The 14,149-nt window shown below is 52.9% G+C and carries 17 protein-coding genes; all 17 read right to left on the bottom strand.

Going from position 1 to position 14,149, the window contains the following annotated elements; translation table 11 throughout:
• Positions 1 to 14 precede the first annotated feature (14 nt).
• Positions 15 to 965 (bottom strand): energy-coupling factor transporter transmembrane protein EcfT, encoded by a 951-nt coding sequence (locus CKL79_RS04360; RefSeq protein WP_121968374.1) that lies wholly within the window; start codon positions 963 to 965, stop codon positions 15 to 17.
• An 11-nt stretch (positions 966 to 976) separates the two neighbouring features.
• Entirely contained in the window at positions 977 to 2,344 is a 1,368-nt protein-coding gene (gene der, locus CKL79_RS04365; RefSeq protein ID WP_121968375.1) for a ribosome biogenesis GTPase Der, read from the bottom strand.
• A gap of 69 nt (positions 2,345 to 2,413) precedes the next feature.
• Positions 2,414 to 3,121, bottom strand: a complete 708-nt coding sequence (locus tag CKL79_RS04370) for a J domain-containing protein (RefSeq protein WP_121968376.1) — start codon at positions 3,119 to 3,121, stop codon at positions 2,414 to 2,416.
• Between the two features lie 27 nt (positions 3,122 to 3,148).
• Positions 3,149 to 4,096, bottom strand: coding sequence for a cysteine synthase A (cysK, locus tag CKL79_RS04375; RefSeq protein ID WP_121968377.1), 948 nt, complete (start codon positions 4,094 to 4,096; stop codon positions 3,149 to 3,151).
• 75 nt (positions 4,097 to 4,171) lie between these two features.
• Positions 4,172 to 4,606: an Rrf2 family transcriptional regulator gene (locus CKL79_RS04380; protein ID WP_121968529.1), complete on the bottom strand. Its 435-nt coding sequence runs from the start codon at positions 4,604 to 4,606 to the stop codon at positions 4,172 to 4,174.
• A gap of 223 nt (positions 4,607 to 4,829) precedes the next feature.
• Positions 4,830 to 6,353, bottom strand: coding sequence for an iron uptake porin (locus CKL79_RS04385; RefSeq protein WP_121968378.1), 1,524 nt, complete (start codon positions 6,351 to 6,353; stop codon positions 4,830 to 4,832).
• Between the two features lie 1,029 nt (positions 6,354 to 7,382).
• Complete coding sequence (gene prfA, locus CKL79_RS04390; RefSeq protein ID WP_121968379.1) at positions 7,383 to 8,486, bottom strand: peptide chain release factor 1; 1,104 nt, start codon at positions 8,484 to 8,486, stop codon at positions 7,383 to 7,385.
• Positions 8,487 to 8,588: 102 nt separating this feature from the next.
• Positions 8,589 to 8,837, bottom strand: a complete 249-nt coding sequence (rpmE, locus tag CKL79_RS04395) for a 50S ribosomal protein L31 (protein ID WP_121968380.1) — start codon at positions 8,835 to 8,837, stop codon at positions 8,589 to 8,591.
• 60 nt (positions 8,838 to 8,897) lie between these two features.
• Positions 8,898 to 9,305 carry a 30S ribosomal protein S9 gene (rpsI, locus tag CKL79_RS04400; RefSeq protein WP_121968381.1) on the bottom strand — a complete coding sequence of 136 codons (408 nt, stop codon included), beginning with the start codon at positions 9,303 to 9,305 and terminating at the stop codon, positions 8,898 to 8,900.
• Positions 9,306 to 9,308: 3 nt separating this feature from the next.
• Positions 9,309 to 9,761, bottom strand: coding sequence for a 50S ribosomal protein L13 (rplM, locus tag CKL79_RS04405; RefSeq protein WP_121968382.1), 453 nt, complete (start codon positions 9,759 to 9,761; stop codon positions 9,309 to 9,311).
• 34 nt (positions 9,762 to 9,795) lie between these two features.
• A complete protein-coding gene (gene truA / locus CKL79_RS04410) occupies positions 9,796 to 10,692 on the bottom strand; it encodes a tRNA pseudouridine(38-40) synthase TruA (RefSeq protein WP_121968383.1) in 897 nt (298 codons plus the stop codon).
• 28 nt (positions 10,693 to 10,720) lie between these two features.
• Complete coding sequence (gene rplQ / locus CKL79_RS04415; RefSeq protein ID WP_121968384.1) at positions 10,721 to 11,071, bottom strand: 50S ribosomal protein L17; 351 nt, start codon at positions 11,069 to 11,071, stop codon at positions 10,721 to 10,723.
• Between the two features lie 69 nt (positions 11,072 to 11,140).
• Entirely contained in the window at positions 11,141 to 12,088 is a 948-nt protein-coding gene (locus CKL79_RS04420) for a DNA-directed RNA polymerase subunit alpha (protein WP_121968385.1), read from the bottom strand.
• 106 nt (positions 12,089 to 12,194) lie between these two features.
• Positions 12,195 to 12,587 (bottom strand): 30S ribosomal protein S11, encoded by a 393-nt coding sequence (gene rpsK, locus CKL79_RS04425; RefSeq protein WP_121968386.1) that lies wholly within the window; start codon positions 12,585 to 12,587, stop codon positions 12,195 to 12,197.
• 161 nt (positions 12,588 to 12,748) lie between these two features.
• Complete coding sequence (gene rpsM, locus CKL79_RS04430) at positions 12,749 to 13,129, bottom strand: 30S ribosomal protein S13 (protein WP_121968387.1); 381 nt, start codon at positions 13,127 to 13,129, stop codon at positions 12,749 to 12,751.
• Between the two features lie 263 nt (positions 13,130 to 13,392).
• The gene (gene rpmJ / locus CKL79_RS04435) at positions 13,393 to 13,506 is read right to left on the bottom strand and encodes a 50S ribosomal protein L36 (RefSeq protein ID WP_121968388.1); all 114 of its coding nucleotides are present in this window, start codon (positions 13,504 to 13,506) and stop codon (positions 13,393 to 13,395) included.
• Positions 13,507 to 13,637: 131 nt separating this feature from the next.
• Positions 13,638 to 14,042, bottom strand: coding sequence for a photosystem II protein Psb27 (psb27, locus tag CKL79_RS04440; RefSeq protein ID WP_121968389.1), 405 nt, complete (start codon positions 14,040 to 14,042; stop codon positions 13,638 to 13,640).
• Between the last annotated feature and the right edge of the window lie 107 nt (positions 14,043 to 14,149).

Raw genomic sequence — 14,149 nt, forward strand, 5'->3', positions numbered from 1 at the left:
ACCGGCAAACGACTTCAAGCAACGCCTCCAAATACAATGCGGGCCCACCAAAAGCTGACCAAACCACCCAGCACCACCCAATCCCACCAGCGCAGGCGCAGCCGGTGCCACACTACCCGATGCTGGTTAGGACTGGTAAAGCCGCGAACCTGCATGGCACTGGCAATCTGCTCAGCCCGCAGCAGCAGGTTTTCGATCAGCCGCTCTGAGACCATTAGCCAAATTTGAATTGCCCCGCGCACGCCTAGTTTCTGCCATTTGATCGCCCGCGTCCGCACTGAACGCACCAGGTTTTGCACTTCTTCTAGCACCAGCGGAATAAACCGCAGCGCTAAAGTCAGGGTTAGAGCAATCTCGGTCACAGGTATGCCCAATTTGCTCAACGGCTGCATCAAATTTTCTAGGCCTTCGGTAATTTCTTCGGGCGCGGTGGTCAGCAAAAAAAGCGTCGTTGCATAGATGAGCGTGAACAACAGCGTGCTGACTTTAATTGCCAGGCGGAGCGATCGCTGCGTAATCTGCAGGCTCAAGTTGAGAGGTGGCAGTTTGGCAATCTCCAAATTCGCAATGTCGTACTGATAGCCCGTCACTGGTGGCACATCGGGCAGCTTCTCAGGTGTGGTCAGCTCGTCTGGCCAGCTATTGAGCGAATCGGCAGTGGGCAACCGGGGCTGTTGTGAAATAGCGATCCCGTCCGGCATTACCAGTATGAGCAGCGTGACGAGAGTGCCTAGTAATAGCAGCCAGCCCATTTGCTGTCGCCATACCCGCCAGGGAATGCGGGCGCTGATAGTCAGCAACACTAAAAACGCAACAATGGCGATGCGATAGGGCGAACTCGCCAACACTGGCGCAAGCAACAAGCTCAGCAGCCAGGCTATTTTTACCCGCGCGTCAATCCGGTGCAGCCAAGTCACCGGCTGCTCTAAATAGAGCCCAATGGGGAGCGATCGCAGCAGATCCATAGAGAATTAAATTACTTAACCTTAACCGCCCGGTTAGCATTGCTGCCCCGCTCAATATCGCGCATACTCTTACCGCGCCACATCAGGCGAATCGGCGTGCCATCGTAGCCCAAATTTTTGCGAAACTGCTTTTCGATATAGCGCCGGTAGCCATCGCCAAAGAGCTTGGGATCATTCACAAACAGCACAAACGAAGGTGGCTGAGCCGTTACCTGAGTGCCATAGTAAATCCGACCCTGACGGCCCTGACGAGTGGTCGGCGGTGTGTGCCAGCTCACGGCATCTTCTAGCACCTCATTCACCACCGAAGTCGTCACCCGTCGCCGATGCTCAGCCACCGCCGCATTCACCGCATCTAAAATATTGGGCAGGCGCTGACCGGTTAGAGCGCTCACATACAGACGCTTGGCCCAGCCCAAAAAGTGAATTTTCGCTTCAATGGTCTTATCAAATTCGTAGATGGTGTGCGCGTCTTTTTCGACCGCATCCCACTTGTTGACGACAATGACGCAGGCGCGGCCCTCTTCTTCAATGCGCCCGGCTAGCTTTTGATCCTGCTCAGTCACCCCGTCCAAGGCGTCGATTACCAGTAGCACCACATCGGCTCGCCGAATGGCTTTAAAGGCCCGGTTAATGCCAAAAAACTCCGGACCGAAGTCCACATTCTTCTTTTTGCGAATGCCCGCTGTATCGATCAGCCGGTAGCAATGCTCGCCCCGTGTCACCACCATATCGATGGCATCGCGCGTCGTACCAGAAATGGGGCTGACAATAGATCGAGATTCACCTACAAAAGCGTTGAGCATGCTCGATTTGCCGACATTGGGCCGTCCGACGATCGCCACCCGATACTCTTCAGTGACTTCGATCTCGTCTGCAGCAGGCAGATGCTCTATGAGCGCATCTAGCAGTTCGCCCGAGCCGCTGCCGTGAATGGCCGAAACCGGATAAGGCTCTCCCAGTCCTAATTCCCAAAACTGAGCCGCCTGGATCATGCCTTCATCAGGCGACTCGCACTTATTTACCGCTAGCATCACAGGCACGTTTTGCGTGCGCAGCCATGAGGCAATTTCCTGATCGCCTTCAGTCGGGCCAAACTGTCCATCTACTACAAATATAGCGGCTGAGGCTTCTACTAGCGCCGCCAGTGCCTGCTCGCGGATAAACGGCAAAAATTCGGTATCGTCATCAAATACCAATCCGCCCGTATCGACGACTAAAAAATCGCGGTCTTGCCAAAATGCTGGCTGATAGGTGCGATCGCGCGTCACCCCCGGCTGGTCAAACACAATCGACTGCCGCCCGCCTGCCAATCGGTTGACCAAAGCTGACTTGCCCACGTTAGGACGACCGATAATTGCAACAATAGGGAGAGCCATAGCGGAACCGAAAGGTGGTCGGAAACCATCATTGTAGCAATTCCCTTTGGTACTGCTGCGCCCAAAATGCTATAAAACAGCCTTAATCTCGGCCTTAGCGTCTTTCCTTAACCCTGCCGAAATCCGAAACAGCTCCTGCCCATCATGCAAATAGCTATCGTCATAGGTATAGGTGAACCGCTCAATCTCTTCTATCCCATCTTCTAACTGGTTAAGACAGTAGTAAAGATTAGCCGCGCCGCTAGCCACGCCAGACGGATTGGGCATAGAGCGAAACTTAGACTTGGCCTGCTCTAGAGCCTCCCGGCAGGTCTCTATATAAGCCTGAAAAGCAGCCATCAGTTCATCATCAAAAGGGTCTGCCGAAAGCGCCCTGACTTCAGCCTTCAAGGGTTTCAAAATTTGACCGATCAGCCGATCAGTCGGGTTAAAGACACTGCGCAGCCACTGCTCAATTGTCGTATCAGCCGGTTTGCTAGCCCGTCGTCGCCGGTACTGGTTATGAGAATCTACAGTCCGAGCAGCGCGTTTGCTAGCGGCCATTTCAACTAGCAATTGCCGCTCAGCGTCGTATTGGCGGCGTTCCTGAATATCCCCCAACACCTCGTAGGCGGCATTTATAGCCGCAATCCGGTCATGGGCCGCTGCCTGATTCTGGCTATCTGGGTGAAACTGCTTAGCCAGCTTGCGATAGGCTTGCTTCACCTCAGCCTGAGTGGCCCCAGCCGAAATGCCCAACGTTTCGTAGTGATTAGCAGCGCGATTGTCTTGTCCCATAGCGCTATTTTAAACCGATTTTGGGCACTAGCCCACCGGTTCTGGATCTTGAAAGAGGGGCGTACTCAAATAGCGCTCTCCAAAGCTGGGCTGAATCATCACAATCAGCTTGCCGGCGTTTTCCGGTCGCTGAGCGATTTTAACCGCCGCGCACAAGGCCGCGCCGCTAGAGATGCCTGAGAGGATTCCTTCTTCTTTAGCCAGTCGTCTGCCGTAGGCGATCGCCTCATCGTCTCGCACTGAGATCACTTCATCAATCAAATCTTGATTGAGCACCTTTGGGACAAATCCTGCCCCAATTCCCTGAATCTTATGAGGCCCTGGCCTGCCGCCCGACAGTACAGAGCTATTTACAGGCTCTACGGCTACGACCTGAAAACTCGGTTTGCGCTGCTTAATCACTTCGCCGACGCCGGTAATGGTGCCGCCAGTGCCGACGCCCGCCACCAAAAAATCTATCTCACCATCGGTGTCCTGCCAGATTTCTTCAGCGGTAGATCGTCGATGCACCGCCGGATTCGCCGGATTGTCAAACTGCTGCAGCATGTAGGCATCAGGCAGCCCTTCAACTAGCTCTTTAGCTCGCTGAATGCAACCGCTCATCCCCTCCACGCCTGGCGTTAGCTCTAGCTTAGCGCCATAGGCCCTGAGCATTGCCCGCCGCTCCGAGCTCATCGTTTCTGGCATGGTCAGCACGAGCTGGTAGCCTTTCGCCGCCGCCGCCATCGCCAGCGCAATCCCCGTATTGCCCGAAGTCGGCTCTACCAGAGTTGTTTTACCTGGCGCTATATCGCCTGCTGCCTCCGCCGCTTCGATCATACTGATGCCAATCCGGTCTTTCACCGAGGCCGATGGATTCATCCCCTCTAGCTTGACGGCAATTTGGGCGACGCAGCCCTCACGCTCTGGAATTCGATGCAGCCGCACCATCGGAGTATGGCCGATTAGCTCAGTGACATTGTTAGCAATTCGCATAGGTCTCGTATAGGAGGATTACGTCTATAGGGTTACATCTACTGCTGAGAGGCCCGCCTCTTAACGCCCTTTCCCTCAGATGTAGTACATCAAATCTACTTGCTGGTGGGCATTTCGCTTGTCTACCAGGTCTTGCAGCGTGTACTTTTCCAGCACTGTCTCCGCCGCCTGCCGCACTTCTTGCCACACTTCACAAAGTACGACGCCGTCAGTTGTCTGAGGCGATTTCGCTTCTTTGGCATTCGCTTCAAAGCCCTCTATGCAGCTCACGACATTCAGCAAAGTCACCTTCCAGGGCTCGCGAGTGAGCAGATACCCCCCTTTTGCGCCGCGCTGGCTCTTAACAAATCCTCCCCGGCGCAAAGTCGCGAGTAGCTGCTCCAGATAGCGATCAGGAATGCTTTGCTCGGCAGCGATTTGGCAGATCCGCAGGGGCTCACCTTTGCTGTAGTGCAGGCTTAGTTCCATCAGCGCTAGCAGCGCATACTCACTTTTGCACGATAGTTCCACAGTTTCGCCGATAGGGTTTTGCGGGCCGCCCGAGCCAAAGGTCAAGCCCTTTCATTATATCCCGGTTCTACGGTGGGGATTGTTTATTAAAGTCAACCGCCACTAAACAGATAGCCAGACGCCTCCGATAGCAGAATTTGACAGCAAAAAAAAGACCCCGCAAGCGAGGCCCCTTTCTTCAAACTATTGGTTCGCTAAGCCCGAAGGTCATAGCAAGCCAAATTTAGAAATTGAACGTAGCGCGGAGTGCACCGTAGACGTTGCTATCGTCACCAACACCCGAATCGTTATCAGTATAGATAACAGCAGGGGTAAAGGTGAAGAACTCGTTCACGGCTATTGCGTAGTAAGCCTCAACCAACAGAGGGTCTCTGTTGAGCGCAGGGGAAATACCACCGTACACGCCGAACTCATTGCCAACGCCAAAGAGGTCGGAGATAGCAACACCACCCATGTAAGAGTCAAGGTCGCCGCCGCCGTTAGCAGGCGTGTAGGCGTAGTGACCACCCACTTGGAAACGACCGAAGTTGAGGTTTAGCAAACCAGCAATGGTGTACTCAGGAGAACCTAAGCCATTTTGGTCACCGTCGACATAGGCAACAGCAGCGTTAATCAGGCCATCAGTCAGCAGGTTGAGCTGAGCGATGTAGCTGTAGCTGTTGAAGAGGCCACCCTCGGGGGTGTTTAGGTTACCGGTATCGGTAGCGTAGCCAAGGTCAAGAACCAGGTTATTTGTGAAGGCAATGTTAGCACCCGCACCAAAGGAGCTACCCCCTTGATAGAGGTCGTAGAATTCAGGGCCACCTGCGTCAGCAACACTCGGGCCATCAAAGGGCACGATGGTGCTAGTGACAAAGTCGTCAGTCACGACGCTGTTAGCAGCGATGATACCGCTGATGCGACTACCGACAGGGAAGCTGTAGTACACATCGTCTAGACGAACGTTGTCTTCGCCAAGACCACGACTACTCTGATTGGCTAAGCCACTTTCTGTGTTGCGCAAAGCTTGGGCATCGTCAGAAGCCTGCAAGCGAATTCGCAGTCTGTCTTCACCAGTGAAGCTGGTATCAAAGTTGAGACGAGCCCGATACTCAAACGTAGCGTCGGCTTCGGGGCCACCTACAGTTGGAGTGGTGGCTACCTCTGTCTCAGATGGATCAGTCCCTTGAAAACCATCAAGGCCAGTAAAAACTACATCAGCATCGCCAAAAGGCACTACCAAGTGTGCGTCTACCTGACCGCGTAGCTTAGTAGTCGTAGAGAACTGGTTAGCTTCTAGCTCAGCCACGTCAGTCTCTAGGGTGTCTACCCGGCCACGGATAGTAGCTAGCTCAGCAGCGAACTCTTCTTGCAGGCGACGGATTTCATCCAGACCAGTGCCGCCGTCAATCAGCTGAATAACCACGTCCAAGCAAGCGTTTAGACCGGCAGCAAACTCATAGCGAGTTAGGGCGCGGTTGCCTCGGTAGGTACGGTCAGGGTAGCCTTCTAAGCAACCGTATTCTTCTACAAGGCGCTGTAGTGCGGTAAAGGCCCAGTCGCCAGGCTGTACATCAGAAAGTTCGGAAACGCTGGTTACTTGAGCAAGTTGGATAGGCTCAGCAACGACGATACCTGCTGCTGCAGGCTCTACAGCAGCAGACTCGGTGGTGATTGCCTCAGCAGCGATCGCATTGCCAGAAACAGCTAGAGCCGCACCCAAAGCAGCGGGACCCACCAATAATGTTTTCCAGAGCATTTTCGTCATTTGTTTATTTCTCCTCACACCTTTTTAGATAAGAATGCTGTCAATATCTTAAGACCAATCGTACAGAGCATAGGCTCCAAGTACAGGTATTCAAAACGACTAACTTTCTCCAGCGCTTGAGACAAAACCACACAGCGGCCATCCGCTAGTGAGTAGCCTTTTCTCAAACTTACAGATGATGCTAGCAGATTCATTTGGCATAGGCTAGCAAATATGACAGTTTTGCTCGTTTGTTTAAACTGACCCTGCCTGATTCGCTTTGATGATCAAGATGGTTTCACAGCTCAATAGACGCTGCGCTAGCAATTCAGTGCTCTGTAGACCATGCAATCGGCAAAGTGAAGCGTATAAATCGGGCGCAGCCCAAAACGCCAACTGCTTTGCAATCAAATTTTAGATAATCAATATAGACAATCAAAATCGGTTTGCCCTTTAAAAAACCATCCGCTCCCATCTGGGGAAATGCCGATAGCTTCAAGAACAGCTTTACGACATTTCAAAGATGGGAGCGGTCTGGTCGGGTCTTCAGGTTAAAACCAAACTGCCGGAAGGAAATCCAGCTATCTAGCTCTAACTGATGTTAAAGCTAGTTCTAGAGAACAGCCCCGGCACACAGCCGGCTTACATCAACCTGGAGACCCACGCATTTATCACTTACTGACATGGGCATCACCTCCTATATTCCTAAACAGGTTACGTTCAGTAGCTGAGTGGCGAACCACTCACAGGAGCTAATATAGCATGCCTTTTATGGGGGGTGTGTAGACTTTGGGAGGAAAGTGGAAATAGCGTGCTGAAAATAGTGGTGCTCTACTAGATATAGCGTTACCCGGATGCATTCGGGTAACGCGAGTCACTTGGCCTGTTGTTATGCAAAGGTTTTACCTGCGTTGCTGTATTCAAGCCAAGTGACCAACGCTATAGTTCAACTAGACAAGCGTGTGAACTCCTGGGCAGATTTACCTATGGGATGGATAGCTACGAGGAAAACCCCTGAACGTCGCTGGCAGTGTTCTTTGGCAAAACTGCCTAAACGACCTCGGCAGTAGAGGCCGCTAGTTCTTCTAGGCGTTCCTGCTGGTCTTGAGTGATGCAAGACTGCACGACGGTTTCGATGTCGCCTTCTAAAATGCCGCTGAGTCCGAAGTTCTGGTTGAGCCGGTGATCGGTCATACGGTTGTCTTTGTAGTTGTAGGTGCGAATTTTTTCGGAGCGGGAGCCAGAGCCGACTTGCGATCGCCGCATCGAAGTAATCTCCGCCTGTTGCTCAGCGAGCTTCATTTCGTACAGCTTGGCCCGCAGGATCTGCATGGCGCGCTCACGGTTTTGCAGCTGCGATCGCTCTTCCGTACAAAACACCCGAATGCCCGTCGGTTTGTGCATCAGGTCAACCGCCGTCTCCACCTTGTTCACATTCTGACCACCCGCGCCGCCAGATCGGGCCGTAGTCATTTCAATGTCTTTTGGATCAATGTGAATTTCCACATCGTCCACTTCTGGCATCACCGCTACCGTCGCCGTAGAGGTATGTACCCGTCCACCCGACTCCGTCATGGGTACTCGCTGCACCCGGTGAACGCCCGACTCAAACTTCAGCTTGCTGTAAACCTGACCGCCCTTGACTTCAATGATGGCTTCTTTTACACCGCCCATATCTGCCCGCGATTCGCTGACTAGATGTGCTTTCCAGCCCTGACCTTCCGCATATCGACTGTACAGGCGCATCAGATCGCCCGCCCAAATGCCCGCCTCATCGCCGCCCGTCCCGGCGCGAATTTCCAGCATGATGTTTTTATCATCATTGGGATCTGTGGGCAGCAGCAGTACCTTCAGACGGTCTTCCAGCGTTTCATTTTTTTCTTCTAGCTCAGCCACTTCAAGCCCGGCCATCTCGTGCATTTCGGCATCGCTGACCGATTCCTTATACACTTCCTGAGCGCCTTTCAGATCTTCCTGCAACTGCTGCCACTGGCGATAGGTCATCACCGTCTCTTCTAGAGAAGCGCGCAGCTTCGCAATTTCTTGGAATTCATCAGGATTGCTGGCCACATCCGGGTCAGCCATGCGGCGAGTGAGCTCGGTAAAGGTTTGCTCTACCGATTCTAGTTTTTTAAGTAAATAGGGTTCAGCCATCGTCTTAACCAGAAATGTATTGATTGTTTCAAAAAAATATCCGAGCGGCCTACCACCAGTATCTGGGGTTTGCCACTCGGAAGCTTGTTAAGACTATGGTCGCTACTTCTTGGCGTCGCCAGTATCAGCCGCTTCGTCAGTTTGAGAAGACATGCCGTACTTACGCAAGAAGCGCTCAACGCGGCCTTCGGTGTCAATGATCTTTTGAGTGCCGGTGTAGAAAGGATGATTGCCTGACCACACGTCAACGCTCAGTTCAGGCTTGGTAGAGCCCACGGTCATTACCTGCTCGCCATTGCAAAAGACTTTGGCCTCAGGGTACCACTTGGGATGAATATCAGCTTTGGGCATTTTTCTAGAAAACTAAGGAGAGTACGTAGGGAAAAAATTAATGTCAGAACTTGAGAAAAATCAGCGCTTTGAGAACTGACCTGCTTTACGGGCCTTCTTCAAACCGTACTTTTTGCGCTCTTTTTGACGGGGGTCGCGAGTCAGGTAGCCTTCGGTCTTGAGCGGCATCCGATTGTCGGGATCAAGCACGCACAGGGCTCTGGCAACGCCTAGCTTAATCGAATCAGCCTGGCCAGTGAGGCCGCCGCCGCGCACGTTAACTAAAATATCGTACTCACCTTCTAGCCCTAAGGTTTCTAGAGGAGCCTTGGCAGCCGTTAGGTAGGCAGGATTGCCCTGAAGGTAATCTTCACCTGGCTTCTTGTTGACGGTGAGTTGTCCGCTGCCAGGAACCAGGCGGACTCTCGCGACTGAGGACTTGCGACGGCCTGTGCCCCAGTAGACGGCGCGATCAGATTGGTCAGCCATGGTCTATTTACCTCCAGTGGTATTAACGGTTAGGGTCTCGGGATTTTGGGCGGCGTGGGGATGCTCAGGCCCAGCGTAGACTTTGAGCTTGGTGAAAAGCTGACGGCCCAGGGTGTTTTTGGGCAGCATGCCTTTTACGGCCTTCTCAATGATGCGCTCAGGAATGCGTTTTTGCAGCTGGGCAAAGGTCTCTGTTTTCATGCCGCCGGGCCGACCGGAATGGCGATGGTAGAGCTTTTGCGAACTCTTTTTGCCAGTGACGGCTACTTTGTCAGCGTTGACAACGATTACAAAGTCACCTGTGTCCATGTGGGGCGCATAGTTGGGCTTTTTCTTGCCTCTAAGCACTTGCGCAATTTCAGTTGCCAACCGACCTAAGCGCTGATCGGCGGCATCTACCACATACCAGTCGCGCTCGATTTCTTTTACAGGAGTAAGGGTAGTTTTAGTGGACATAGCGGTTACCGTAAGCTTCGTGAATCGTTGAACATCACTGATTGACAGTGAAACTAGAGAGTGAAAACTGAGGCTGAGTATCTACCCAGACCTCGGGGGAAAACGGAAAATCTTTGTAGCCTACTCGCAGTAGGCAAAGTCCTTGAGGGGGAGCTGAATATCTTACCAAATCCCGACGCTGGTTTTGCCAGATGGCGGTAAAGTCAGCGGGCGATCGCCGCCCTTCCCCCACTTCCACCAGCAGCCCCATGATCAGGCGAACCATGCCATACAGAAAGCCGTTGGCCTGTAGCTCTACCTGAATAAAATGCCCCGAGCGGCGGCACTGTACTTCCTGCAGCTCTACCCAGGAATGCGATCGCTCTGAGCCAGCGCGATGAAACGCGGCCAGATCATGATAACCCAATAAAGGGTTAAGTGCAGCCAGCATCAGGCTTTCATCTAGCGCCCGCCGGTAGTAGTGCCAGACAAATGGCCCGACAAACAAGTTAGGGTAGCGGCTAGTGTAGAAAATATACCGATATCGCCGCCACTCGGCTGAGAACTGAGCGTGCCAATCATCGGCAACTAACGTAGCAGCTCGGATCACAATGTCATCATCGGGCAGCCGGTCATTGAGAATGGTGGCCCAGCGCTCTGCTGGAATCACCGCTGGGGCTACAAAGTGAGCCACTTGGGCGGCGGCATGTACGCCAGCGTCAGTTCTCCCTGCGCCCTGGAGGGCGGTGTGATGGCCAAGGACTGAGGCGATCGCTTCCTCAATCTCAGCCTGCACGGTCCGTTCGCTAGCCTGCCGTTGCCAGCCGTGAAATGCAGTCCCCCGATACTGGATAACTATCGCTACCCGCTGAGTTTTCTGCTTATCTGGTGGCACGTTTGCTAGCTGTTTGGAGGTTCGCTGCTCAGCCCGCCGGGCAGCGTAGCTAGCCATCTGTTAATTCCCTGGCAGCGATCAATCGCTAGGTGAGTTCGATGATTGCCATCCGAGCATTGTCGCCTCGACGGCTGACGGTTCGCACAACGCGAGTGTAGCCGCCTTCGCGATCCGCGTAGCGCTCAGGAGCCTGGTCAAACAGGGCATGCACCAGCTGCTTGTCGTAAATGTAGCCAATGGCCCGGCGGCGGGCAGAGAGCGAACCCTCTTTGGCCAGCGTCACCATCCGCTCGGCTTCGGCGCGGACGGCTTTGGCTCTGACTTCGGTGGTTTTGATTCGGCCGTGACGAATGAGCTCAGTAGTGAGCGATCGCAATAAGGCTTTGCGCTGGTCAGCAGCCTTACCCAGCTTTGGTATACGACGACCATGTCGCATCGATTTTCTCCCTTGTAACTATCTTGAATTTTGATGGTCTTGAGAAATGGGTTAGCTGAAAGCTAAAAACTAAGCAGTTTTGGCCGGTTTCTCCAGCGGCAGCATAATCCCCAAGTGCACCTGTAGAGCCTCGACCACTTCCTCAGCCGATTTCTGACCGAAGTTTTTGATCTCCAGCAGGTCTTCCTGGCTGTAGTCCAACAGGTCAGAAACTGCGTTGATCTGAGCCCGCTTAAGACAGTTGTAGGCACGTACCGACAGCTGCAGTTCCTCAATCGGAATCTGATAGGTGGGATCTTCTTCTTTGGTGTCTTCGTCGCGCTTAGGCTCTAAGGTGACATCTTTAAGCGGGCTAAACATGTCAACGAGCAGCGCTGCCGCCTCGCTCATCGCCTGCTGCGCCGTTAAGCTACCTTTTGTCCAAATCTCCATCACCAGCCGATCTTTTGGATCGCCAGCGGTGTCGATAAAGTTTTCGACACTGTAGTTGACCTTACGCACAGGCATAAAGACCGCGTCGATCTGCATAAAGTCTACGCCGCCTGTTTCTTCTCGGCTGCGGTCAATGGCCCGGTAGCCTTTGCCCTGCTCAATCCGAAACTCCATCTCTAGAGTATTGCCTGCCGAAACCGAAGCGATGTACTGATCAGTGCTGATCAGCTCGACCTCAGAGGGCAGATCAAAGCTGGCAGCGGTCACTTTAGCGGGGCCCTGCACCACTAATCGGCCAATTTGAGGCTGAACTGAATAACTTTTCATCACCATCTCCTTCATGTTCAGCAAGATGTCTAGTACATCTTCACGAACGCCTGGAATAGTGGAAAATTCGTGGCTGGCACCGGCAATTCGGACGGCAGTGATCGCCGTTCCCTCCAGGTTAGAGAGCAGCACACGGCGGAGGGCATTGCCGACGGTCGTCCCCTGGCTGCGCTCTAGGGGCTCTATGATAAACCGGCTGTACTGACTCTGGTCGTCGTCAACGATGGATTCTACGCAATTAACTTGAAACTGTGCCATTCACTCACCTCTTTTCTTTGCTCAAGTAGCCTGGCAAGGGCTTTATCGGCTAATTCTTGTTGCTTTTAGCTAAATATCTCTGTAAACGTTCAGATCGGGCGATCGCCTACACCCGACGACGCTTGGGTGGGCGGCAACCATTGTGAGGAATCGGCGTCACATCGCGGATCAGCGTAATTTCTAGCCCTGCGCCTTGCAAAGCGCGAATCGCCGTCTCGCGACCAGACCCAGGACCACTGACTTGAACTTCGCACTGACGCATGCCCTGATCAATGGCCCGACGAGCAGCCCCGTCGGCGGCAGTTTGAGCAGCAAAAGGCGTGCCCTTTTTTGCCCCTTTAAACCCGCTAGAACCCGCAGAGGCCCAAGAGACTGCATTACCGCTAGCATCGGTAATGGTCACAATGGTGTTGTTAAAAGTCGATTGAATGTGCGCAACCCCATTGGGGATATTTTTTTTCTGCTTACGAGGCCCGGTCTTTCTAACTGGTTTTGCCATGTCTAATTATCCAAACTATCCCTATCCAAAATGTCCTAAGAATTTCACGCGAAAGCGCGAACTGATCTCCATCAGTGCGCGCTACCGTCAGCCAGCTGTTGTCCGTATTTGCCAGGGCTTAACCCGTTCAAAACACAGCCGCTAAAGCCCATTGCTAGGCATTACTTGCGCGGCGGCTTTTTCTTGCCAGCAATCGTTCGCTTACCGCTGCGACGAGTGCGGCTATTAGTTCGAGTTCGCTGACCGCGCACGGGTAACCCCACCCGGTGACGACGACCCCGATAGCAACCGATATCCATCAGTCGCTTGATGTTTAGATTTACCTGACGGCGCAGATCACCCTCAATCAGGTAATCACCCTCGACGGTTTCTCTCAGCTTAATGACGTCTGCATCTTCTAGATCCTTTACCCGAGTGTCGGGGTTGACACCCGTTTTCTCTAAAATCTGATGAGAGCGACTGAGGCCCACGCCGTAGATGTAGGTCAGGCCGATTTCAATCCGTTTGTCTCTTGGCAGGTCAACGCCCGCAATCCGTGCCACCGATTATTTCTCCCTTCTTTGCCCGCTCACGCTGAGCGTAAATATTCGTCAAAAATAGATTTTCTATGCCCGCTGATTGGTAGGTAACCCCACCTGTAGAAAGCGCTATAGACCTATATTCTGTAGACTCAAAACCAACTGATACTTTACTCAATTGATTCAGATTTTTCTCTCTAGCTCTCTATGGTCTAGATCTTTATCACTGTTGACCGCTGCGCAGAATGATGAGCTTAGCTCAATCCTGACAGCAAGGCCTGCCGTTGCTAACCCTGACGCTGCTTATGCTTGGGGTTAGGGCAAATGACCATCACCCGACCACGACGGCGGATGACTCGGCACTTTTCACACATTTTTCGAACAGATGCTCGGACTTTCATGTCCTAAAATTGGTTAGGTTTACTACACAGATTTGCAATCTTAGCAAAGATCTCTACAAGTATCAAATAACTGTGTAGAGATTTTTGCTACGCTGCTTTCTCACTGAGGCTAAAGAGCAGCCTCAAAACCGTCAGGCCCCGCGTTTCAGGGCCGCTTCTACCTGGCGGAATTCTTGCTCTAGGCGATCCTGTAACTTTTGCGGTACGGGGCGGTTGGGGTAAGAGCTGTAGTGACCCGCTAAGGCATTGAGCGCGGTGCGCATAGTTGCAAACGAACTTAAGTTAGAAACTGCCCCATCGCGCCGATAGCGGGAGGCAAAGTCGTTAATTTGCTGTTTGGCTTCGGCCTGTAGCTCTACTTTGTCGGAAGTGTCATTGGGCAGGGCGATGGAATCTCTAAGGCTATCGATCAGCGCAATCGTGTCTTCGGTGTAGTTGCCACTGAGGCCATCGCTTGGCTCAACTGCACTACAGCCCGTCAACGCGATCACGGCCACCAGCATTAGGGCAAACGCGCGAGACAGTAAACTTCTCATGAAAAATCGGGGGATAGCATTTTGACAGGTTACGGGCGTGAATGCAGCTAGGCACGCACCTTAGCTGTCATCTTATCTGAATGGGGGACGGCAAGAATAGTCCTAAA

This window comes from Leptolyngbya sp. BC1307 (assembly GCF_002286735.1).
Lineage (GTDB): Bacteria > Cyanobacteriota > Cyanobacteriia > Phormidesmidales > Phormidesmidaceae > Phormidesmis.

Excerpts from the sequence above, each read along its gene's own strand:
- CKL79_RS04360 (WP_121968374.1), bottom strand. The coding sequence starts at position 965 with ATGGATCTGCTGCGATCGCTCCCCATTGGGCTCTATTTAGAGCAGCCG.
- der (WP_121968375.1), bottom strand. The coding sequence starts at position 2,344 with ATGGCTCTCCCTATTGTTGCAATTATCGGTCGTCCTAACGTGGGCAAG.
- CKL79_RS04370 (WP_121968376.1), bottom strand. The coding sequence starts at position 3,121 with ATGGGACAAGACAATCGCGCTGCTAATCACTACGAAACGTTGGGCATT.
- cysK (WP_121968377.1), bottom strand. The coding sequence starts at position 4,096 with ATGCGAATTGCTAACAATGTCACTGAGCTAATCGGCCATACTCCGATG.
- CKL79_RS04385 (WP_121968378.1), bottom strand. The coding sequence starts at position 6,353 with ATGACGAAAATGCTCTGGAAAACATTATTGGTGGGTCCCGCTGCTTTG.
- prfA (WP_121968379.1), bottom strand. The coding sequence starts at position 8,486 with ATGGCTGAACCCTATTTACTTAAAAAACTAGAATCGGTAGAGCAAACC.
- rpmE (WP_121968380.1), bottom strand. The coding sequence starts at position 8,837 with ATGCCCAAAGCTGATATTCATCCCAAGTGGTACCCTGAGGCCAAAGTC.
- rpsI (WP_121968381.1), bottom strand. The coding sequence starts at position 9,305 with ATGGCTGACCAATCTGATCGCGCCGTCTACTGGGGCACAGGCCGTCGC.
- rplM (WP_121968382.1), bottom strand. The coding sequence starts at position 9,761 with ATGTCCACTAAAACTACCCTTACTCCTGTAAAAGAAATCGAGCGCGAC.
- truA (WP_121968383.1), bottom strand. The coding sequence starts at position 10,692 with ATGGCTAGCTACGCTGCCCGGCGGGCTGAGCAGCGAACCTCCAAACAG.
- rplQ (WP_121968384.1), bottom strand. The coding sequence starts at position 11,071 with ATGCGACATGGTCGTCGTATACCAAAGCTGGGTAAGGCTGCTGACCAG.
- CKL79_RS04420 (WP_121968385.1), bottom strand. The coding sequence starts at position 12,088 with ATGGCACAGTTTCAAGTTAATTGCGTAGAATCCATCGTTGACGACGAC.
- rpsK (WP_121968386.1), bottom strand. The coding sequence starts at position 12,587 with ATGGCAAAACCAGTTAGAAAGACCGGGCCTCGTAAGCAGAAAAAAAAT.
- rpmJ (WP_121968388.1), bottom strand. The coding sequence starts at position 13,506 with ATGAAAGTCCGAGCATCTGTTCGAAAAATGTGTGAAAAGTGCCGAGTC.
- psb27 (WP_121968389.1), bottom strand. The coding sequence starts at position 14,042 with ATGAGAAGTTTACTGTCTCGCGCGTTTGCCCTAATGCTGGTGGCCGTG.